At 72.2% G+C, this 21,545-nt stretch carries 15 protein-coding genes; 7 read left to right on the top strand and 8 right to left on the bottom strand.

Annotation, left to right across the window (positions count from 1 at the left end; translation table 11 throughout):
* Positions 1-191: 191 nt before the first annotated feature.
* From ACFXMG_RS01035 to ACFXMG_RS01010, 6 genes are all read right to left on the bottom strand, one after another.
* The gene (locus ACFXMG_RS01035; RefSeq protein ID WP_383813523.1) at positions 192-2,624 is read right to left on the bottom strand and encodes an immune inhibitor A domain-containing protein; all 2,433 of its coding nucleotides are present in this window, start codon (positions 2,622-2,624) and stop codon (positions 192-194) included.
* Between the two features lie 235 nt (positions 2,625-2,859).
* The gene (locus ACFXMG_RS01030; protein WP_383813521.1) at positions 2,860-4,518 is read right to left on the bottom strand and encodes an alpha/beta hydrolase; all 1,659 of its coding nucleotides are present in this window, start codon (positions 4,516-4,518) and stop codon (positions 2,860-2,862) included.
* A 384-nt stretch (positions 4,519-4,902) separates the two neighbouring features.
* Entirely contained in the window at positions 4,903-7,653 is a 2,751-nt protein-coding gene (locus ACFXMG_RS01025; protein ID WP_384899778.1) for a LuxR C-terminal-related transcriptional regulator, read from the bottom strand.
* Positions 7,654-7,728: 75 nt separating this feature from the next.
* Positions 7,729-8,274: an ATP-binding protein gene (locus tag ACFXMG_RS01020; RefSeq protein WP_383813517.1), complete on the bottom strand. Its 546-nt coding sequence runs from the start codon at positions 8,272-8,274 to the stop codon at positions 7,729-7,731.
* 232 nt (positions 8,275-8,506) lie between these two features.
* Positions 8,507-9,004 carry an ATP-binding protein gene (locus ACFXMG_RS01015; protein ID WP_383813516.1) on the bottom strand — a complete coding sequence of 166 codons (498 nt, stop codon included), beginning with the start codon at positions 9,002-9,004 and terminating at the stop codon, positions 8,507-8,509.
* Positions 9,005-9,175: 171 nt separating this feature from the next.
* Positions 9,176-11,980, bottom strand: a complete 2,805-nt coding sequence (locus ACFXMG_RS01010) for an ATP-binding protein (protein WP_383813514.1) — start codon at positions 11,978-11,980, stop codon at positions 9,176-9,178.
* 371 nt (positions 11,981-12,351) lie between these two features.
* Here ACFXMG_RS01010 and ACFXMG_RS01005 point away from each other — a divergent pair, with 371 nt between their 5' ends.
* From ACFXMG_RS01005 to ACFXMG_RS00985, 5 genes are all read left to right on the top strand, one after another.
* Positions 12,352-12,864, top strand: a complete 513-nt coding sequence (locus tag ACFXMG_RS01005) for a hypothetical protein (RefSeq protein WP_383813512.1) — start codon at positions 12,352-12,354, stop codon at positions 12,862-12,864.
* A gap of 264 nt (positions 12,865-13,128) precedes the next feature.
* Entirely contained in the window at positions 13,129-14,193 is a 1,065-nt protein-coding gene (locus ACFXMG_RS01000; protein WP_383813510.1) for an NAD-dependent epimerase/dehydratase family protein, read from the top strand.
* Between the two features lie 186 nt (positions 14,194-14,379).
* Positions 14,380-15,075 (top strand): glycosyltransferase family 2 protein, encoded by a 696-nt coding sequence (locus tag ACFXMG_RS00995; protein ID WP_383813508.1) that lies wholly within the window; start codon positions 14,380-14,382, stop codon positions 15,073-15,075.
* Positions 15,072-15,704 (top strand): DUF2064 domain-containing protein, encoded by a 633-nt coding sequence (locus tag ACFXMG_RS00990; protein ID WP_383813507.1) that lies wholly within the window; start codon positions 15,072-15,074, stop codon positions 15,702-15,704. Before ACFXMG_RS00995 ends, ACFXMG_RS00990 begins: the two co-directional genes overlap by 4 nt.
* Positions 15,701-16,363, top strand: coding sequence for a class I SAM-dependent methyltransferase (locus ACFXMG_RS00985; RefSeq protein ID WP_383813505.1), 663 nt, complete (start codon positions 15,701-15,703; stop codon positions 16,361-16,363). Before ACFXMG_RS00990 ends, ACFXMG_RS00985 begins: the two co-directional genes overlap by 4 nt.
* Here the strand turns inward: ACFXMG_RS00985 and ACFXMG_RS00980 are convergent.
* Both ACFXMG_RS00980 and ACFXMG_RS00975 read right to left on the bottom strand, forming a co-directional pair.
* Entirely contained in the window at positions 16,339-16,743 is a 405-nt protein-coding gene (locus ACFXMG_RS00980) for a hypothetical protein (RefSeq protein ID WP_383813503.1), read from the bottom strand. The two genes, ACFXMG_RS00985 and ACFXMG_RS00980, sit on opposite strands and share 25 nt — an antisense overlap.
* Before the next feature lie 11 nt (positions 16,744-16,754).
* Complete coding sequence (locus ACFXMG_RS00975; protein WP_383813501.1) at positions 16,755-17,924, bottom strand: molybdopterin-dependent oxidoreductase; 1,170 nt, start codon at positions 17,922-17,924, stop codon at positions 16,755-16,757.
* A 113-nt stretch (positions 17,925-18,037) separates the two neighbouring features.
* Here ACFXMG_RS00975 and ACFXMG_RS00970 point away from each other — a divergent pair, with 113 nt between their 5' ends.
* Both ACFXMG_RS00970 and ACFXMG_RS00965 read left to right on the top strand, forming a co-directional pair.
* The gene (locus ACFXMG_RS00970; RefSeq protein WP_383813499.1) at positions 18,038-19,453 is read left to right on the top strand and encodes a glycosyltransferase 87 family protein; all 1,416 of its coding nucleotides are present in this window, start codon (positions 18,038-18,040) and stop codon (positions 19,451-19,453) included.
* Positions 19,454-19,927: 474 nt separating this feature from the next.
* Positions 19,928-21,520, top strand: coding sequence for a DUF4331 domain-containing protein (locus tag ACFXMG_RS00965; protein ID WP_383813497.1), 1,593 nt, complete (start codon positions 19,928-19,930; stop codon positions 21,518-21,520).
* The last annotated feature ends 25 nt before the right edge of the window (positions 21,521-21,545 follow it).

Genomic DNA, 21,545 nt, shown 5'->3' with positions numbered 1-21,545 from the left:
GGGCCACGCCGTGTCTCCCAAGGACACGCCACGGGCCGGGCGATGGGTGGAAACCTACGAGCGCGCCAGGACCTCGCCTATCCGGCCGCGGGTGATACGGATACGCGACTTAATCGCGCCGATCGGCCGTTGCCCGACGGGGGCAACGGCCGATCACGCTCCGACCGCGGTGATGACTGCTCCTGCTCCTGCTACTTGCCCGACGGACCGACCTTCACCGTGACGCTCTGACCGTTCGCCGGCTGCCGGCTGATCGCGATCCTGGTATTCGTGTCCGTCACCTTGACGCTGTGGGTCGGGTTCTGGGCGTTCCAGTAGGTCCCGAAGTGATCGTCGAAGACGGAGACGCCCTTCTTCGACGGGATCCGCTGGACCACACCGTCCTTGTGCAGCGTGATCCCGTCGTACCGGGAGGTGCTGAACGTCGCGTCGAAGGACTGGATGCGGTTGCGCATCAGGGTGCCGTCGGACCACTTCATCGGCTGCGGGTTCGCGTCGATCGGAAGGATCAGGCCCTCGCCCGGGTGGACGTGGGTGTTGTTGTCCTTCTGGGAGGTGTCCCACTGCCAGATGAGCAGACCGTTCTGGTACGGGAAGCGCTCGGCCCAGTTGTCCTTGGGAGCCGGGAAGCCGAAGTTGTACGGGCCGCCCTTCAGGGTGGCGTCGTACGACACGTACTGGCGGTTCTCGGCGATGTAGTACTGCTCGTACTCCTTGGTCAGGCCGTCTCCGATACGGGAGAAGCCCTTGGCCGTCCAGCCGGCGACCTCGTTCTCGGCGTCATCCGAGAACAGCGGCGCGCCGTCGGCCCTGACGGCGAGGGAGTCGGCCGTGAAGCCCTTGCCGGCCACACCGCCGTCGGTCAGGTAGCGGAAGCGGACGTCGATCTTCTTGCCCGCGTAGCCGTCCAGCGGGTAGACCAGCTTCTTGTGGCCGCCCGACGGGCCGGTCAGGGCCGGCTTGTCGCCCGCGTCGCGGGTGAGGGCCTTGCCGTCCGCCGTACCGTCGAGGGCCGTCCAGGTGGTGCCGCCGTCGGTCGACGCCTCGGCGTAGAGGTAGTCGTAGTCCTCCTCGATGTCCCACCAGCCGGCGAGTTCGAGGGACGCCCTTGCCTTGCCGGTCAGGTCGACCGAGCGGGACAGGGTGTTCTTGAGGTCGTCGCCCATGCCGCTCCACCACTGCCTGGAGCCCTGGGCGGGCTTCACGACGGTCGTGGTGACCGGCTTCTTGGGCAGGTCGACGACGAGTGCTTGCGGACGCCTGGTGTTGTACTCCGCGACCCCCAGCGTGTGGGTGGAGGCCGTCGCCGCCTTGGCCTTGGTGTAGTTCAGCCAGCCCAGCTGGAGCTTGTCCCAGGCGGTCAGGTCGCCGGGCATGTCACCGGTGCCGTTCTCGCCGGTGCCGAGCAGACAGCCCAGCGACATCGCGGTCCAGAAGCCGGTCCCGTTCTCGCCCTTGCCGGAGGTGTCGTACAGGTCCGGGAGGCCGAGGTCGTGGCCGTACTCGTGGACGAAGACGCCGAGGCCGCCGTTCTCCGACTGCATGGTGTAGTCGCCGACCCAGATGCCGGTCGAGCCGATCTGCGTGCCGCCCGCCTTGTTGCCCGCCGGGCCGGTCCTGTCGGCCTCGGTGCCGTAGGCGTACCAGCGGTGGGCCCACACGGCGTTCTCGCCCTGGATGGCACCCGACGACTCGTCCTCGCCCGAGTAGACGAGCTGGAAGTGGTCGATGTAGCCGTCGGACTCGTTGAACTCGCCGTCACCGTCGAAGTCGTAGCGGTCCCAGGCGTCGTACTCGGCCACGGCCGCCTTGATCTCTGCGTCCGACTTCCCCTTGGCCTTCTGGTCGGCGGCCCAGGCGTTCACGCCGTCACGGACCAGGTCCCACACGTTGCCGCAGTTGTTGTCGCCGCAGTAGTTCGACCCGTAGCGGGCCCCGTTGTACTCGATCTTGACCCAGTCGGAGACGGTTCCCTCGACCGAGTAGCGGCCCGAGGACGCCCGCTCGTAGTAGGTCTTCACCGAGTGCTTCGGGGCGCCGTTCTTGTCCTTGCCGGAACCGAAGTAAAGGTCGGTGAAGTACTGGCGGTTGAAGTCCTCCTCCCAGATTCGCGAATTGTTGACCTTGCGGTCCGGCTTGGCGATCTTGTTGTGCAGCGGACCGGGATCACCGCCGTACTTCTTCACCGGTGGCTTGGGTCCGTCCGGGCCGTCCGGGTCGTGCAGCGTGCTGTTGTCGACCTTGTCGCCGAACTCCACGAGAATGGCGAAGATCTTGTCGGTCTTCTCCCGGCCCAGTTCGACGTACTTCTTGTCGTCGAGCTTGACGACCTTGGACGCGCCGCGCTTCTGTACGCTCGCGTCGCCGGATATCACCTGTTGCAGGGCGGCCTCGCGCTGCTGCTCCTGCTGCCGGCTGAACGGGCCTTCGAGGTCGTGCGAGACGTGACCTATGCGGCTCTCACCTGCACCGATCGGTTCTTTTTGGTCGGGCCGCTCGACGCCCGCGGACTTCCCGTGCGTGCCGTCCGCCTGTGCGCTGGTGAAAGCCGAGGCCGTCGCGGCGGTCGTGGCGAGTGTCACGAGCACCGCGACCGCTCTGAATTTCCCTCTTCTACTGCTCACTTGAAAGCTTCCTCTCCATCTCGAGTGGCGACATTCGACAGGACCGGAGAAAGAAAAGAAAGGTCTTGACTATGAGATGTCGGCTGAACTAGGAGAGAAAGCTTCCGGTGTTGAGCCAATGGCAAAGCAGAACAAGCGGTGTGTACTTCCGTCATAGGGCAGGCGGAAATAGCCTCTTGTTCCATGTGCGTGTGCTGCTTGTTTTTTGCGTATAGGTAGAACTACGGCGGTGAGTTCAGCAGACGGTGCCCTTGCGGAGGGGACGCAGGTCGACGAGGTACGCGTCGACGGCGTCGGTCACGCAGGAATTGCTGCGGCCGTACGCGAGGTGGCCGAAGCCCTTGTACGTGAGCAGCATGCCGCCAGGGAACTGCCGGGCCAGGCTCTCGGACTCCGCGTACGGGGTGGCGGGGTCGCCCGTGGTTCCCACGACCAGGACCGGGGCGACGCCCTTCGCGTTCACGCGGTGCGGCTTGCCGGTGCCGGCCGGCCAGTCCTTGCAGTCCAGCGTGTCGAGGACACTCGCGGTGCCGTACAGGCCGGCGTGCCGCTCCGCCTGGGCGAGCGCATCCCAGTAGGGCTGTGCGGTGCGGGGGTGCGGGATGTCCAGGCAGTTGACGGCGATGATGGCGACGTCACTGTTGTCCGCCGGGGCCTCCTCCGCCTCTGCTCCCTCTTCGGAGCCGGAAGCCTCCTCGGTCTCCGCTCCCTCGGCCTCCGCTCCCTCGGCCTCCGTCTCCTCGGTCCCTGTCTCCTCTTCGGGGCTGGAATCGTCCTCCGCGCTCTCACCCGACGCCAGCGCGGAGAGCTTCGTGCCGTCCCCGCGGCCCGCGTCGGCCAGTGCCTCGGAGAGGTCCTTCCACTGGTCCTCCGGCGCGTACATCGACATGGCGACGACGTCCATGACGCCCCGCGCGTCGACCACCTCGTCCGAGCCCTTGACGGGGAGCGGCTCTGCCGCGGCCTCCTTGTAGAGGCCGTCGATCAGCGTCCTGATCTCCTCCGGGGTCGTACCGGGGCAGCTGTCGCCCGCGAACTCGGCGCAGTTCTCCGCGTAGTCCTTCACGGCGCGCCGGAAGCCCGCCGCCTGGCTCATGGCCCGTTCCGACCAGTCCAGTGACGGGTCCACGGCCCCGTCAAGGACCGCGGCGCGTACCCGGCGCGGGAACTCCTCCGCGTACACGGTGCCGAGGCTCGTGCCGTACGAGAAGCCGAAGTAGGTCAGCTTGTCATCGCCGAGCGCCGCCCGCAGGACGTCCATGTCGCGTGCGACGTCCACGGTGCCGACGTGGGGGAGTATCGGGCCGCTTCGCTTCTTGCAGTCCGCGGTCACGGCGGCGGAGCCTTCGAGTGCCTGTGCCCGTTCCGCCGCGGTATCCGGGTTCAGCGGCCTCGCCACCTCCTCGTCCTCCGCCGGCTCGGTCCCGCGGGCCGGGGTGCAGTCCACGGCGGGCACGCTGTTGCCGACACCACGCGGATCGAACGACACGATGTCGAAGCGCTCCCGCGCCCTCGTGCCGAACGACTCGGCCCCGCCCGACTCCAGGTCTCCCGCCCCGCCGCCGCCGGGACCGCCCGGGTTGTAGACCAGCGATCCGATACGGCGCTGCTGATCCTTCGCGGCGAGACGCGCCACCGGCAGGGTGAACGTCCGGCCGTCCTGGGGCTTCGAGTAGTCCATGGGCACCGTCAGAGTGGTGCACTCGACGTCGCCGCACTTCCTCCACTCCAGCCTCTGGCCGTAGAACGACCGCAGCTCCGGCCGGTTCGCGGGGTCGGCGGCCACCCGGGGTTTGTCGTCCCGTTCCAGCGGACCGCATCCGGAGGCGGCGACGCCGCCCAGAAGAGCGAGGGAGAGGACGAGGGCGTGTCCACGACGGATGTCGTTCTTCATAACGGAACTCCAGATGTGTCTGACGGTATCCGCAGCCTGAGGGAAGGAACCTGAGGTTCTGATGAGGAGCCGTGACAGCGGGGAGGCCGCGATCGCGGCGGTCGCCCGCCCGGCTTCCTGCGTCCGCGCTCACTGCGACTTCTTGACGTATCCGTAGAGGGCTGGTTACGGATAGGCGCACGGTCGTCGGGCCCATAGGTTGACCCCATCGTTCGGCGGAACGCGCGATCGCGGCGGCAAAACCACCGGGTCCGCGGGCGTCCGACGAGACCACACCGAGCGAGTCTGCCCCCCCAGCCCGCGTGGGTGTGGAACCGCCTCTGGCGGGGGTGCCAGCACCCCGGAACCCCCGCCAGGGCACCGTGCCCCAGCGCGGGGGCCACCTCACGCGGGCCCCGAGGCGTGCCCGAGCTGTCGGCGGGACAGCACCCCGAGCTTGCGCATGGCCCGAGCGACATGCTGTTCGACGGTCCGAGGCGACAGGTGCAGAGTGGCCGCGATGTCCCGGTTGGTCAGACCGGCGCCGGCCAGACCGGCGACCTCCTCCTCCCGAGGGGAGAGCTGTCCGCCGTAGCGAGGTCGGCCTGTCCGTCGCTCGGAGACCTCGTGCTTTCTCAGGACCGCCCGGATCCGCGCGGCGTCCCAGCCCGCGCCGAGCTTCGTCATCTGGGTCTCCGCCGCGCGCAGATCGTTCAGTGCCGTGGGGGATCCCGGCCGGCCGGCCAAGCCGGCCAGCCCGGCGGCCTCGGCCGCCAGCGCCGCCTCGTACGGCCGGGGGAGGGCCTGGTACCTCTCGGCCGCCCGCCGGCACAGTTCCACGGCGAGTTCTCCGGAGCCCTCGGCATCGGCGAGGACGCCGCGGCACCACTGGAGCGCGGCGGCGGCCAGCGGCGCACGCGTGCCGCTCATGCCCGCCGACATGGCGCGGACCATGTCGTGGGCGCGGTCCGGCGCGCCGGCACGCAGCGTCGCCTGTACGGCCCACGGTGCGACGGTCGCGGCCCATGCCCACACGCCGTTGGCGCGCAGCATCGCCCACACCTCGGCGGCCTCGGCCTCGGCCTCGGCGATCCGGCCCCTCGCCAGTGCCAGGCGGATGCGTGCGCTGGAGGCGGTCGCTCTGATGGCCACGTGCCCTTCCCCGTCCGCCTGCCGGTCGGTGAGCCATGTGCCGAGCCGGTCCCATTCCCCCCTGGCGAAAGCGATCATCCGCACGGTCAGCCGGGCCTCCTCGAAGCCAGCCGGGATCGCCTCGGCCTCACGGATCACCCCTTCGGCCTCGTCCAGCAGACCGTCCCAGCACCCTGTCGCCCAGCGCAGATGCGCACCGGTCACGCGGGCCGTCAGCTCCGTCCATGGTGTTCCGCCGCGCTCGGCGAGTTCGTGTGCCCTGCGCAGCAGGTCCGGCACACGGGCGTACTCACCCAGCCACAGCGCCGCGTCGGCGGCGTGGAACAGTCCATCGCCGCTGTAGTGCAGGACGCTCAGGTCGTCACTGTCGAGAGGCAACCGTTCGATCTCCGACCACGCGGCGGGGTCGCCCGTGGCCATGAGAAGGCCGATCCGGTGGGCCGCCACGGCGGTACGGGTGACCAGGTCACCGCTCTCGGCCGCCTCGGCCTCCGCCTTGGCGAGCCAGTCCCGGCATTCCGGCACCGACGCGCCCAGCGGCGCCGGCAGGGCCAGGGCCGCCATCGCCCGGGCGGCGGCCTGCACAGGCCGGCCGGCGACCTCCTGTACGGCCTCGGCCAGCTCCTCGCGCCCCCGGACGGAGCGTCCCATCCGGTGGAACATGATCAGGGCGAGGCCCACGCGGACCTCACTCCGTACGGCGGCGGGAACGGCACGGTCGGCCACCATGCGCCTCAGCATGGCCGCCGTCCGGTCGGAACCGGGCCCGGCCTCCGCGCTGCGGGCGAGGATGAGAGCCAGGCTTCCCCGGGCCGCCTCCGGTACCGCGGTATGGGCCAGAGCCTCTTCGGTCAGGATGACGGCCTGCCGGTGATCGCCCTGGTCGGCGGCGCTCCGGGCCGCGGCGGCGATGCTCTCCGCCCACTGCGACAGGTGCCCGGCGGCCAGCTGATGCCGGGCCAGCATCTCCGCCGGCGGGGGGTTCCGCCGCGCCAGTACCGCGGCCGCCCTCTCGTGCAGCGCTTGCCGCAGCGGACCGGGCACTGTCCGGTACACCGCCTCCGCCGCCACGGGGGAACGGAAGCCGAAGGCGTCCGGGCCGACCGGACACAGGGCGGCGGAGCGCATGGCCGCCAGCAAGGCCAGCCGGCCCATGGGCTCGGCGAGCCCGGCGACGGCGGCGAGCTCGCCGCGGGTGGCGGGCTGTTCCAGCACCGCCGCCGCCCACACCAGCGGCCGGTGCTCCTCGTCGAGTCTCATGGTGCGCCCCACCGTGCGCTCCGCCAGACGCGGCGGCGCGGGCGCCTTGTCCACCGCTTCAGCCGTCGGCCTCTCGCGGCGGTGGGCGAGACCGGCGAGGACGTCGCTGACGACCTGGGGCACACCGCCGGTGCGCCGGTGGAGCCGCTCGGCGAACCCGGGGGGACAGCCGGCGCCGAGGCGCTGGGCAGCGAACCGGCCGGTCTCCTCCTCGGTCAGCGGTTCGAGCCGGATCTGGACGACCTCCAGTTCGGCCGGATAGTCCATGGCCGTCTCCAGCACCAGACCGGGGACGGGCAGTTCCTCCGGCCGGTAGGTCAGCACCACGCACAGCCCGGCCGGTGGACGGGTGAGCAGTCTCCGCAGCCTCTCGCGGGCCGCCGAGTCCGCGCGGTGCACATCCTCGGCGATGAGCAATCCGCCGCCGATCCCGCTGAGTGGATCCCCGGGCTCCGCGCTGCCGACGCCCTCCCCGTCGACGGGCCGGCCACGCCTCGCCCCTTCCGGACCCTCACCCTCCGTGGCGGATCGCGCCGGCCCGTCCTGAACATGGAACCCGACCGCCGAGAAGCGGACCATGGTGCAGCCGGTGAGACGCGCCTCCGGCAGAGCCAGAAGACGGTGGACCAGGTGGGTCTTGCCCATCCCGGCCTCGCCCTCCACCAGCACCAGCACCCGCCGGCCGGCGGCCGCGGAGACGAGCACCTCACGCAGCGGCACAGGATCCCCAGGCACGTCACGCATTGGCGCCGCCTACCTCCCTCACGGCGCATGCGAGGCCGACCGGCGGCGCCGCGACACCTCTGCGCGGACGAAGCATCACGCGACGGCCTGCATCGCGTGCTCGGGCTCGTGCGCCGAGGGTGTGGTCTCGGGGCCGAGCGCGGGGGCGGTGTCCTCCGGGACGTGCGTGGGCAGGTCCGCCCACACGACGTGCTCACCGTCGACGTGGGTCGCCCCCCACATCACGGTGAGGCATTCGACGATGGCCAGGCCGCGCCCCGAGGTGGCGAACAGGTCGTCCTCCTCGGCGCCGGGCCCGTGCGGGGCGGGCGCCTGCGGGGCACGGTCACAGCCCTGGCCGTGGTCGCAGACGGCGAAGTGCACCGCCGTGGACCCGTCGACCATGACCACCTGGTGCAGTGCGTGCCACACCGGTCCCTCGCCGTGTCGGATCGCGTTGGTGACCAGTTCGGAGACGATCAGGAGGGCGTCGTCCACCAGATCTGACATGCCCCAACCGATCAGTGTCCGCATGACCTGCCGCCTCGCCACGGCGATGCCCCGAGCCGTCGCGGGTTCCACGGCCCAGTGCGGACCGACGGCCAGGGTCCGAGGGTGTTCGGGAGTGCTGGGACGGTACATGACGTGTCCTGACGTGGGGGGAGGTCTCGCGCCCGGCATCAGCCGGATACCAACAGGAAAACGCCGCCACCACTGGGGCGGACAATGCGGGCACACCCCTATTTCTCGACTCCCTCATTCCGTAGGTAGGCGAATGCGGAAATCCGCAGACGAATGTGGCGATGATCCCCCAGTGCCAGGGGAGGCTCTGGGGGAGTGGGGGCGACTGGAGCGGCGGGCGGACTGAGCCTGGTCAGGCGGCGGCTGCGGAGGCGCGGGTGCTGTCGGCGGTGGACCTTCCGCCGCCCCCGCCCGGAACCGCGGTGGGCAGGTCCGCCCACACGAGGTGGCCGGCGTGGGACCGGGTGGACCCCCAGGCGCTGGACAGGGCGGCGACGATCATGAGCCCCCGTCCGGAGGTGCCCTCCGCGGCCGTGACGGGCTCCCCGGCCCTGGCCCCCCAGCCACGGCCGCGGTCGCCGACGACCACATGGACCGCGTAGCCGCCCGCGACCAGGACCACACGCAGGGTGTGCCACACGGGGCCCACACCGTGGCGCAGCGCGTTCGTGGTCAGCTCGGACACGACGACCGCGGCGTCGTCCACCAGGTGCGGCAACCCCCATGCGCACAGCGTCTCCGTCACCTGCCGGCGCGCCCGGACGACGGCGTGCGCCGATTCCCGGGGGACGCGCCACAGGGGCGAGGAACGTACGACCTGTCGGTGTTCGGGGGTGCCGGAGCTGTCCATGAGATTTCCAGGTGCGGCTCTGCAAGCGGCTGGTCCGCTCGGACCACCCCAGGGAACGCCGAATAATCCTCACGCAACAATGCGTAGAGCCACCTAATCGGACATACTTAAAGTTAGGGGACTAGTAGCGGAAAAGGGGCCGCACGAGCTGCCCACCGTGCGTCGGGCGGTTCAGCCAGGAGTCCCACGGGTGAGTTCGGCACGGGTCGTGCCGAGTTTGCGGAGGATGCTGGCCACGTGGTGCTCGACGGTACGGGGCGACAGGAACAGGGCCGTGGCGATGTCCTTGTTGCCCGCGCCTGTGGCGAGCAGGTCACGGACCTGTTCCTCACGCGGCGAGAGCTGCTCGCCATAGCCGATGCGGCCGGGCTTGGTCCGCGGCGCGGGGCGGTCCTGGCCGAGGGCGCGCAAGTGGTGGTGGCAGCGGGCGGTGTCCGAGGTGGCGCCGAGGCGGTCGAACTCGGCGAGGGGCTCGGCGAGGCGCGCGGCGACCTCGGAGGGAACCGGGCGGGTCAGGGCGGCGTGCTCGGCCGCCAGGACCGCTCGGTAAGGGCGTCCGATCGCGCGCCAGAGGCCGGCGGCATGATCGAAGGCCGCCAGCGCACCGTCGGGGTCCCGCGCGCGGAGCAGCAAGCCGCGGCACAGATACTGTTCGGCGATCGCGCCGGGGGCGTCCCGACCCTCGATGCCGGCTGCCTGTTCGTCCGCCAATTCCTGGGCCCGCTGATGCTCGCCCAGGGCGAGCAGGATCTCGACAGCGGTGGGTACCAGGTTCCACGTGTACGTCCACGCCTCCTTGCGCCGCAGGAAATCGAGGTGATCGAGCGGGTCGCGCAGGGAGGCCCAGGCGCCCTCGGGGCCGTGACGGGCGAGGCTCACCCGGGCGGCTCCGGCGGCGGCGCCCAGGGTTTGCAGGCTCAGGCCGTCCTGGGCGAGCACGCGGTCGAACTCGGTGGCGGCCTCGGCGGTACGGCCGCATGCGGCGGCGGTCAGGCCGTGCACCGTCGCCACCAGGCCGCGGTCCCACAGCGGGGTCTCCGGATAGCGGGCCCGGCAGTCCGCGAGGCCGCGTTGCCACTCGGGCCAGCGGCCCGCCTGCCAGTCGAGGATGATCCGGTAGGAGTGCGCGTAGGCGGCGAGGACCGGGATGTGCGCCTCCGGCGCCAGGGCGAGGACCTCGGTGACGAGGGCGGCCGCACGGGCGTCGTGGCCCAGGCACAGGTAGCTCTCGGCGCCGTTGCTGAGGATGACCAGCGCGGCGCGCCGGCTGATCCGGTCACTGCCCTCGCGGGGGAGCGACCCGAGCAGTTCCGGAAGCTTCGGGTCTCCCTGGATGCCCAGCAGAATGTGGTACGAGACCTCCAGGGCGTCACGCGCCTCTTCCTCCCTGCTGACGCCGGCCGCCAGCGCGCGACCGCGCTCGACCATGGCCCGCTGCTCCGAGGACGAGAAGCGGCCCGACTCGGACGCGCCCAGCGAGGCCAGTACCCGGGCCGCGGTCGCGGGATCGTCGTCCCCCACCTCGGACAGGGCGGTCAGGAGTTCCTCGTCCGCTGTCTCCTGCTCCTGGGCCTGGTTGGCCAGCATCCCCCCGAGGTAGGACCGGACCTTGCCGCGTACCGCAGTGGGCAGCCCGGGCAGCAGCACGATCCGCCGTAGCGTGGCCACCGTCTCGGCATGCTCGATCCCGTTCCTGGTGACCATGGCGAAGGCGAGGGCCGCCCTGCCGAGTTGCTCGGAGCCCAGCCCGGGAAACTTGATGATGTCGCGGAGGAGGGTGGCGGCGGTTCCGTCGTCTCCGACCTCCATGGCCTGGTCCGCGGCGGCCTGGGCCTGTGGCAGCCATGTCCGGAGATCGCCCATGGCGCGCGTGTGGTGGGCGATCTGCACCAGGGGCGGCGGATCCTGTGCCTGGAGGACGGCGAGCACCCGGCGGTGGTGCCGATTGCGAACCGGGCCGGGCAGCGCCTCGTACACCGCTTCCTGCGCCAGACTGTGCGCGAACCCGTAGGTGTCCGGGCCGCTCTGGCGCAGCACGGAGGCCGCCAGCGTCTCCAGCAGGGCGTTCGCGCCCTGCGTGTCGTCGAGTCCGGCGGCGAGGGACAGCAGCTCCTCGCCGGCGGGGCGCGCGAGCACCGCCGCGGCCCCGGCCAGCGCCAGCCCGTCCGGGGACAGCGTGCCGGTGCGCTGTGTCATCACCTCGTGCAGACTGCGGGGCACCTTCAGGGCCGTGGCGTCGGGTCCTCCGGCGAGAGTGATCAGATCCTCCTCGATGATGAGCGGCAGACCCGCGCTGCGTTCCAGCAGAGTGCGCACCAGCGCCGCCGTGGGCTCCCGGCCGAGACCGCTGCGAGCCAGCGCCCTCAGCGCGACCTCGTCCAGGGGGCCCAGGGCCAGTTCGGCCCCGGCGGTGCCGGGCGGGCGGCGGTAGGGCATGCCCAGAACCGGCCGGCCGCCCGGCAGGTCCTCGGCGCGGTAGGTGAACACGAGCGCGGTCTCCCGCGGCACATCCCTGGCGAGCAGCAGGAGCAGTTCCCGGGTGGCGTCGTCCGCCCAGTGCAGGTCCTCCACCAGCAGGACCGCCGGGGCGATCGCTTCCAGGAGCGTGCGCACCCCCGAGGCGAGGCGGTGCCGCTGCCCGCCGGGTCCGGCATCCGAGGTGGGAGGCTCGGGCAGGCCGCGGCTGAGGTCAGGCAGGAGGGGGGCAAGCGCGCCGGCCGACGGCCCCAGCTGGTCGACCGGGGGCAACCATGGGCCGACCGCGCGCAGAGCATCGATGACCGGGCCGTACGGCAACGGCTCGCGCAGGGGGTGGCAGGCACCCACCAGGACCCGCATCCCGTCCTCGGCCAGGACGGCGCCGGCCTCCGTGACCAGCCGTGACTTGCCGATCCCGGCCTCGCCCTCCACCAGGACGACCGCCGGGCGCGCCGCCACCGCCGCCAACACCGTACGCAGCTCGGCCGAGCGTCCCATGAACGCCAGAGGCCGCGCCGAAAGAGGCCCTCTCCGCTCCCTGCGGTCGCCGTGATCGTCCACTACGTGCTCCCGTTCCGCCCCGCGATCCGAGGCTGATACCACCCGGAGCGCTCAGGCGACATAGCCAGCACCTACCCACCAGTGTCCAACGCCCCCGCACCCTCGTCCATGCCTCCGCTACGCTGCGTGACGAGAGCACAACGACATGCTGCCCGCGCCGCTGACCGGCCGGCGGCTGGGGGCCGGGTCGTGTCGGACCTCGCTGTCAGACTCTCCGCATGACGAGCATGGAGAGCGTTCTCGTGGATGTCCTGACGAGGGTGGACAGTTGGACACCGGATGTCACAGCCCTTCACCCTGTGGGCCCTTTGACGGTGGTCGAAGGCGCGGTGGAGTGCAGCGGCCCCGACGCACCGGAGATCGTCACCGCCGACGACGTTCCGCCCGGAAGCCATGACGTGTGGGCGGTCTTCCCCGTGCAGGCGGGGGAGGCCGGGGAGACGGACTGGGGCACCCCGGGGTGGGAACGCCCCGCCCTCGCCGTCGTGCTCGTCTGCGCGGGACACACTCCCGAAGCCGTCCGCGACGCCGTCTACGAGGACCCCGCCTCCGATGTGACGCACTTCGGCCGCGGCATCGCCTACATCGGCGACGGCCCCGCCGCGCAGGCGGTCGGCGCCGAGGCCGAGTCCGCGATGGAGCGCGAACTCCGAGCAGCCGAGATCCAGGGCGTTCTGCCCAACACCGTGACACACACCCCCGAAGGCAGCCGCGGCGCCGATCTGATCGCTCTTCCCATCGAGGCATCCACCGGTCGTCTCTACGAAGGCCGCTCCGGCACCGGCGAGCTCGTGTGCGCGGTGTGGGTGGTCGAGGAGTAGCACGACCGGACAGGCACGCACACACGCGGCTGCGGGCGTCTCCGCAGCCATCCGGCCGCGGCCGCCGTGGTCCCAGGGGTACGTACGTCTCGCTGCGTCATGGACCGAGTAGGGGCCTGGCGGCCCCACCGTGCTCCTGGGTTCAACCATCCCTTGATGGAAGGGAGTCCGAACGAGACGTGGATGCCCCACCAGGATGACGGACGTCCTACGGCCCGGCGCGGACATCGCCGTCCGGCGGTGGCGGTCCGTAGCGTCGCGCCCATGCGCGTACTCGTCACAGGAGGAGCCGGTTTCATCGGCTCGCACATCGTCACCTCGCTCCGCCGGGCCGGCCACGAGCCGGTCGTGCTGGACGCGCTGCTGCCCAGCGCGCACCTCACCGCCCCGGAGCCGCCAGGCGTGGAGTTCCTGCACGCCGACGTCCGGGATTCGGCGAGGGTAAGGGCGGCACTGCACGGGATCGACGCGGTCTGTCACCAGGCCGCCATGGTCGGCCTCGGCAAGGATTTCGCCGACGCTCCCGCGTACGTGAGCTGCAACGACCTCGGCACGGCGGTCCTGCTCGCGGAGATGGCGGACGCCGGTGTGCGGCGGCTCGTCCTCGCCGGGTCGATGGTGGTGTACGGCGAGGGACGGTACGCGTGCCCCCGGCACGGTGTCGTCCGGCCCGGCCCCCGCTGCCCCGAGGGCCTCGAAGCAGGGCGGTTCGAACCGTGCTGCCCGGCGTGCGGCTCCGAGCTCGCACCCGGTCTGGTCGACGAGGACGCGCCGGCCGACCCCCGCAACGTGTACGCGTCGACGAAGCTCGCCCAGGAGCACGTGGCGGCGGCCTGGGCGCGGGCCACGGGCGGGACGGCGGTCTCGCTGCGCTACCACAACGTGTACGGGCCCGGGATGCCCCGGGACACCCCGTACGCCGGTGTGGCCTCCCTCTTCCGCTCGGCGCTCGCCCGCGGCGAGGCCCCCCGGGTCTTCGAGGACGGCGGGCAGCGGCGGGACTTCGTCCACGTACGGGACGTGGCGGCGGCCAACGTGATCGCGCTGGAGGCCGCGGGCGGACTTCCGGCCGGTGCCCTCACCGCGTACAACACCGGCAGCGGGGACCCCCACACCGTCGGCGAGATGGCGACGGCGCTGGCCCGAGCGCACGGCGGCCCGCCGCCGGTCGTGACGGGGGAGTTCCGCCTCGGGGACGTACGGCACATCACGGCGGACTCCTCCCGACTGCGGCGCGACCTCGGCTGGCGCCCGGAGGTCGGCTTCGCGGAGGGAATGGCGGAGTTCGCCCGCGCCGGACAGCGGGCATCGGCGGCCGTCGGCGGATAACGCGGTCAGCCGACGGCCGCAGGCAGGGGGACCTCGAAGCGGCAGCCGCCGGCACGGCGACCGCGGGCGGATGCCCCCGAAGCGGCGGCCGCCGGCACGGCGACCACCGCCACCTGGGCGGACGTCGCACGGCGTCCGCGTTTCGTCAGGACTTCCACGGCCTCGAAGCGCTCCGCGATTCCTACGGTGGGGGATGTGACCACCCTTCCTGTAGATGTCGTCCTTCCCTGTCTCGACGAGGCCGAGGCCCTGCCGTGGGTGCTGGCCCGCATCCCCGCCGGCTGGCGGGCCATCGTCGTCGACAACGGATCCACCGACGGTTCCGCCGCGCTCGCGGCCGGCCTCGGCGCCACCGTCGTGCACGAACCCCGGCGCGGCTTCGGCGCCGCCTGCCACACCGGGCTCCTCGCCGCCGAGGCCGACCTCGTCTGCTTCTGCGACTGCGACGCCTCCCTCGACCCCGGCCTGCTGCCCGGCCTGGCGCGTTCCGTCGCCGACGGCTCCGCCGACCTCGTCCTCGGCCGCCGCCGCCCCACCTCGCGCGGCGCGTGGCCCGCGCACGCCCGGGCCGGAAACCTCGCGCTGTCCCGACTGCTGCGCCGCCGCACCGGGCTGCGGCTGCGCGACCTGGGGCCCATGCGGGTCGCACGGCGCGAGGCGCTCCTCGGTCTCGGTCTGACCGACCGGCGCAGCGGCTACCCGCTCCAGATGGTCGTACGGGCCGCCGACGCGGGCTGGAACGTACGGGAGGTGGACGTGCCCTACCTCCCCCGTTCGGGCCGGTCCAAGGTCACCGGCACCTGGAAGGGCACCTGGCAGGCCGTGCACGACATGCGCCGGGTACTGGACGAGCCGGCGCCGGTCGGCGGTGAGCGCCCGTGACGACCCTCCTCGTCATCGCGAAGCAGCCGCTGCCGGGCCGGGTCAAGACCCGGCTCACTCCCGCGTTCACCTCCGAGGAGGCCGCCGCCCTCGCCGAGGCGGCCCTCGCCGACACGCTCACCGCCGCCGCGCGCGTCCCGGCGGACCGGCACGTGCTGGTGCTCGACGGGGAGCCCGGCGCCTGGCTCCCGTGGGGCTTCGAGGTCGTGCCCCAAGCGGCGGGCGGGCTCGACGTACGGCTCGCCGCCGCGTTCACCGCCTGCGACGGGCCGGCGCTGCTCATCGGCATGGACACCCCGCAGGTCACCCCCGCCCTGCTGGCCCCGGCCCTGGACTGGGACACGTACGACGCCTGGTTCGGCCCCGCGGCGGACGGCGGCTTCTGGGCCCTCGGCCTGGCCGCTCCCGACCCCGCCCTCCTGCTCGGCGTCCCGATGTCGCGCCCCGACACCGGCGCCGTCCAGTACCGGCGGCTGCGCGCGGCCGGGCTGCGGGTCGGTACCCTGCCCGTCCTGCGGGACGTGGACACCGCCGAGGACGCGCGCGTCGTGGCGGCCGGGACGCCGGGCAGCCGCTTCGCCGCCCTGCACTCCGCACTGACCGCGGCACCGGCGGGAGCGGGCGCGTGACCTCGACGATCGCCTGGCACACCGACCCGTACACCGACGCCCTGCGCACCGGCCGGGGCCCGCTCTTCCTGCTGCGCGACGACGGATGGCTCCTGCCCCTGGAGGTCGAGCGCTGGTGCGAGGCGCCCGACCCCGCGGACCGGTCAGTCCTGGACCGCTGCCGCGGCACCGTCCTCGACGTCGGCTGCGGTCCGGGGCGGCTCGTCGCCGCCCTCGCCGCCGAAGGGCGCCGCGCTCTGGGTGTCGACGTCTGCCCGGAGGCGGTCGCCCGCGCCGTTCGGCACGGCGCGGCGGCCCTGTGCCGCTCGGTCTTCGCCCCCCTGCCCGGCGAAGGATCCTGGGACACGGCCCTGCTGATCGACGGCAACATCGGGATCGGCGGCGACCCCGCCGCCCTGCTGAGCCGGCTGCGGCAGGTCGTGTCCCGCTCCGGCCGGGTCATCGCCGAATGCGTGCCCGTGGACGTCGACGAACGCTGCGACGTACGGGTGGACGACGGCCGGGGAGGGCGGGGAGCCCCCTTCCCCTGGGCCCGCGTCGGCGTCCGCGCGCTGTCCGCGCACGCGGCCGCCACGGGCTGGACGGTGTCCGAACGATGGGACCTGTGGGGCCGTCACTTCACGACCCTCACCCGTCAGTCGTCGTCCGTGCTCCGCTGAGGACGCGCCCGCCACCTGCGTACGAGGATCACCGCGGCCGCCACCACGGCCACCGCCGCGAGGACGATCGCGAGGTTCCGTCCGTACGGCAGCGGCAGGGCGGAAGGGTTCGGCGGCTCTCCGGGGCGGACCAGCAGCGGCAGCGTGACCAGGGTCAGACTCCCCGCCACGACCAGCGCGCCGCGCAGTACGCCCCGTTCGGAGCGCCCGACGAGCAGCAGACCGACAGCGAGAACCAGCGGGGCGATGATCCCGTCGTGCAGGACGATCGCGCCGGCCAGCCACACCAGCACGCCCAACGGATCGGGCTGCGCCGCCACCCGCCAGGCCCCGACGCCGATCAGGACGAGCCCCAGCCCACCGGCCGCGTATCGGAACACACTGACGGTCCTCACAGCACCTCCAGGCGGTGCACCCACTTGGTCTGGAGCACCCCGGGCCGGTTGGGGGCGATGATCCGCGCCGGGAATCCGTGGTCGAGGGAGAGGGGCTGCCCGTTGAGGGCGAGGGCGAGGAGGGTGAGCGGATCCTCCACGTACTCCGTGCCCATCTCCATCACCCGGTAGGCGCCGCTGACCTCCAGCGAGGTGACCCGTACGGCGTCCCGGCCCGCCCGTCCGCCTGCCCGCTCCACCAGATCCCGCACTCGTACGCCCGCCCAGTCGGCGTCGACGCTCCAGCCTTCGACGCAGGCGATCGGCAGCCGGACCCGTTCCTGGGGAAGCCCGCGCAGCTGGTCGAGCGCGAGCGCGTACGGGCGGGGCCCGGCGACCTCGAGACGCCAGCTCCCCAGGCCCCGCTCCGAAACCCCGGCCGCGGCGGCGGTGCGGTTCACCGGCAGTCCCTGCGGACCGTGGTCCGGGTGCCGGGGCGCGAGCAGGTCGAACGCCTTCAACGGCGTGAAGGACTGCCCCACCGTCGTCAGCGTGACCACTCCGACAGCGGCACCCGTCCCGAGGAGGAGGGACCGGCGGTCGACTGCCTCCTCGGCGGGCAGCGTCAGCGTCCCGGCCGATCGCCGCCCCCAATGAGCGGTGATCTCGGGAGCCTTGACCGCGATGTGCAGCAGGATCGAACCGGCCGCGATCCAGGCCACGGCGAAGTGCACCGGTACGAACGCGAACGGCCACGGGTACCACTCGACGATGTTGAGCAGCCCGGTCAGCACCTGGAACACGGCGGCGGCCACCAGGACCGCGACGGACAGCCGCTCCAACGCGTGCCGCACGGACCGCACCGGCGGCCACACGAACAGCCTCGGATACACGGCCCACAGCTTGGCCATGAGCAGCACGATCGCCGCCAGACCGGTGGCGACGTGCAGCCCCTGCGTGAGCCGGTAGCCCCACGAGGGCCGGGTGGGCAGGTGGTCGGCGAGCCAGCCCGGCGGGTGCTGGAGATAGTGGCTGACAAGACCGGTCGCGAAGCAGACCGCGAACGCGAGGCCGAGCCACCGGCCGACGGCCGTCGCCGTGCGCGCGTCGTGCAGACGACCGGTGAAGGTGGGCGGCCGGAGAACCGGTGCGGCGAGGCGCCGCGGTTTGGACATGCGGAAGGTCATGACGTCCATGACACCGCCGCTCGCCTCCGTACGGAGGCTCCGACACCTGACGCAACCCGAACGCCTCGACGGGTCGCCCGAGCCAGGACCGTGGGCGCTGCCAGGCTGCGCCCATGCCGCGTGCCCGTCCGCTCGTCCTCACCCTGATCCTGCTCGCCGCACTGCTCGCCGCACTGACCGCCGCCCTGACCGTCCTGCTGCGCGGGGACGCCCTCGGGGTCCGCTTCCTGGCGGGGTACGCGGGGTGCTGGGCGCTGTTCGCGGCAGCCGCGGTCGCCCTGCGCCGGGTTCCGGCCCGCGCGGTGGTCCCGCTCGTGCTCGCGGGGGCTGTGGCCGTCACCGCCACCGGGCTGCTGGCGGCGCCGCGTACGAGCACGGACTCCTACCGGTACGCGTGGGACGGCCGGGTCCAGGCGGCCGGCATCTCCCCGTACGACCACGTCCCCGCCGACCCTGCCCTCGCCCCGCTGCGCGACGGTTGGCTCTTCCCCGCCCCTGCCACCTGCGCGAAGGACCACGACCTCTCCCCGCTGCCCCACGGCGCATGTACCCGCATCAACCGGCCGGCCGTGCACACGATCTACCCGCCCGTCGCCGAGGGCTGGTTCCTCCTGGTGCACACCCTCTCGCCGGCCGGAAGCCGCCACCAAGGGCTCCAGACCGGTGCCGCCGTCCTCTCCCTCGCGGTGACCGGCCTGCTGGTCGTCGTCCTGCGCCGACGCGGCGACCCCCGCACGGCCGCCCTCTGGGCCTGGTGCCCGGCCGTCCCCGTCGAAGCCGTCAACAACGCCCATGCCGACGTCCTCGCCGTCCTGTTCTCGGTCGCCGCCCTCGCCGTCGTCGGACGGCGACGCGTCGCCGGCGGCATCCTGCTCGGCCTCGCGATCACCGCGAAGCTGCTTCCGGTCATCCTGCTCCCGGGCGCCCTCTCCGGTACGCGCCGACCGCGCACGGTCCTGGCGGTCGTCGTGCCGACGGTGGCGGCCGTCGGAATGTTGTACCTCCCGTACGTCCTCCTCTCCGACGGCTCCGTCCTCGGCTACCTGGGCGGCTACGCGCAGGAGGAGGGATACGACGACGCGGGCGCGGGCGGCCGGTACGCGCTGCTGCGCCTCGTCCTGCCCGACGCGTGGGCGCTGCCGGCCGTCCTGGCGGCCATGGCCGCGGTCGCCGTCGCGGTCTGGTGGCGCTCCGACCCCGAACGCCCCTGGCGCGGCGCACTGCTCACCACCGGAACGGCCTTCCTCCTCCTGACCCCCGGCTACTCCTGGTACGCACTCCTGCTCGTCGCCCTGGTGGCCCTGGACGGACGCGGGGAGTGGCTGGGCGTCGCCCTGGCCGGCGCGGTCGCCTACCTCGCCGGCCCCGAGGTCGGCTACGGAGCCGCGACAGCCGCGTACGCGGCGGCGGCGGTGGCGGTGGCGGTGTGCGCCGTAGCGGAGCGGCGGCGCCGCCGGGGCTGTGAGGAGGGAACGGCCCTGGCGGCCGAGGCCCTCTGGGAGGGGAACGAGTGTCACGAGCGACGATGAACGCTGGACCGACCTGCGGGCGATCAACCCGGTCAACCCCGTGCTGTGCGAGGCGACCGTACGAAAAATGCGCAAGCCTTCCCTGTTCACCCAACACCCCAACCCCGTCCGCTTATTGCGCATAATTCGCAATAAGCGGATACCTGCCCGGGTGGCGTAATAACGGCATTTCGCGTCGAGCGCGCTTCTGGAGCAATGGGTCTGACCTTCTACAGGCCCTCACCTGCGCATTCACCTGAAGCCCCTCTCGGGAATCACATTCCGTTACCGATTGTGCAGCGCTGGTGACGCTGCGCGCATGGTTTTCTACGGCTTACGCAGCCTGCGCGTGGTGATCCATACGACGGCCCGGCCCCGAATCGTTGTGACGGACCGTCGGCCCCGCTCGATCACCCTCCCTCACGTGCTGAACCTCACCTGACCGCCGCATCCGGCCGGGCGGGGAGGGTTCGCAGCTGAAAGGACCAGCCGTAGATGTTCCGTTCCAAGAGGCCCGGTAAGCGCGTCGTCGACCAGTCGCTCGTCGTCCTGGGCGCCGGCGCTCTGGCCACCGGCCTGGCGGTGCTCACCCTCGCCCCGGGCACCAGCGTCGCGTCCAGCCACCGCGAAGCTCCCCTGATCGCCGGTGACCCGCGCGCGGACAACACCGACGTGTACGCCTTCACCAGCCCCGACCGCACCGACACCGTCACCCTCGTCGCCAACTGGATTCCGTTCGAGGAGCCCAACGGCGGACCGAACTTCTACCCGTTCGCCGACGACGCCTGCTACACCATCAAGATCGACAACACGGGTGACGGCCGGCCGGACGTCACCTACACGTGGAAGTTCCGCAACGAGATCCGCGACGCGGCCAACCAGTTCCTGTACAACACCGGACAGGTCACCTCCCTGAACGACCCGGACCTGAACTTCCGCCAGTTCTACGACCTCACGGTCACCGACGCGCGCGGCAAGACCCGCACCCTGCTGCGGAACGCGCCCGTCGCGCCCTCCCGTACGGGCGAGGCGTCCATGCCGAGCTACGGCACCCTGCGCTCGCAGGCGGTGCTCGGCCTCCAGGGCGGGGGCAAGGCGTTCGCGGGGCAGACGGAGGACCCGTTCTTCGCCGACCTGCGGGTCTTCGACCTCCTGTACGGCGGCGACCTGAGCAAGCGTGGCCAGGACACCCTCGCCGGGTACAACGTCAACACCGTCGCCCTCCAGGTCCCCAAGAAGGACCTGGCCCTGCGCGGCAACAGCACCCGCAACCCCGTCATCGGCATCTGGTCCACCACCGAGCGCCGCGGCGCCGACGTGACCGGCAAGGGCTCCGAGACCAAGACGAAGGACGGCTACCGCCAGGTCTCGCGGCTCGGCAACCCACTGGTCAACGAGGTCGTCGTCCCGCTCCAGTTCAAGGACGCCTTCAACTCCCTCTCGCCCGACCAGGACCGCACCGTCCAGCCCGTCGTGGACAAGGTCCTCGACCCGATCCTGCCCAAGCTCATCCAGCAGGTGTACGGCATCCCCGCGCCGGCCACCCCGCGCAACGACCTCGCCGAGATCTACCTCACCGGCATCTGCAAGGCGTGCGGCCCGATCCAGGCCGACCTCAACGCGCACCGGCTGAACCAGGACGCCGACCTGCGGCAGATCGTCCCCGCCGAGGAACTGCGCCTCAACATGGCCGTGCCGCCCACCGCCCGGCCCAACCGCCTCGGCGTCCTCGCCGGTGACCTGGCCGGCTTCCCCAACGGCCGCCGCCTGGCCGACGATGTCATTGACATCTCCCTCCAGGCCGTCGAAGGCGCCGCCCAGACCGGACAGCTCGTCCCCGCCCTGGCGGAGGGCGACAAGGTCAACGCCAACGAGGTCCCCTTCGGGGCGTCGTTCCCCTACGTCGCCCTCCCGCACACCAAGAACGTCAACCGCTCCGGCGGCGGGAGCGGCGTCCAGCAGTCCTCCCAGCAGTCCTCCGGGCAGTCCTCTCTGAAGCCGGCGCAGGCATCCGCCTTCGGCGCGATGGGTGTGCTGCTGCTCGGCGCGGCCGGCTACCGCACCTGGCGGCGTCGCCGGACCGCCTGACGTACCCGGCCCGGTGGGGCGCGGC

The sequence above is a fragment of the Streptomyces sp. NPDC059201 genome (genome assembly GCF_042754585.1).
Classification (GTDB): Bacteria; Actinomycetota; Actinomycetes; order Streptomycetales; family Streptomycetaceae; genus Streptomyces.
The sequence above is the reverse complement of the archived record's forward strand: the minus strand, read 5'-3'. Positions and strand labels throughout refer to the sequence as shown.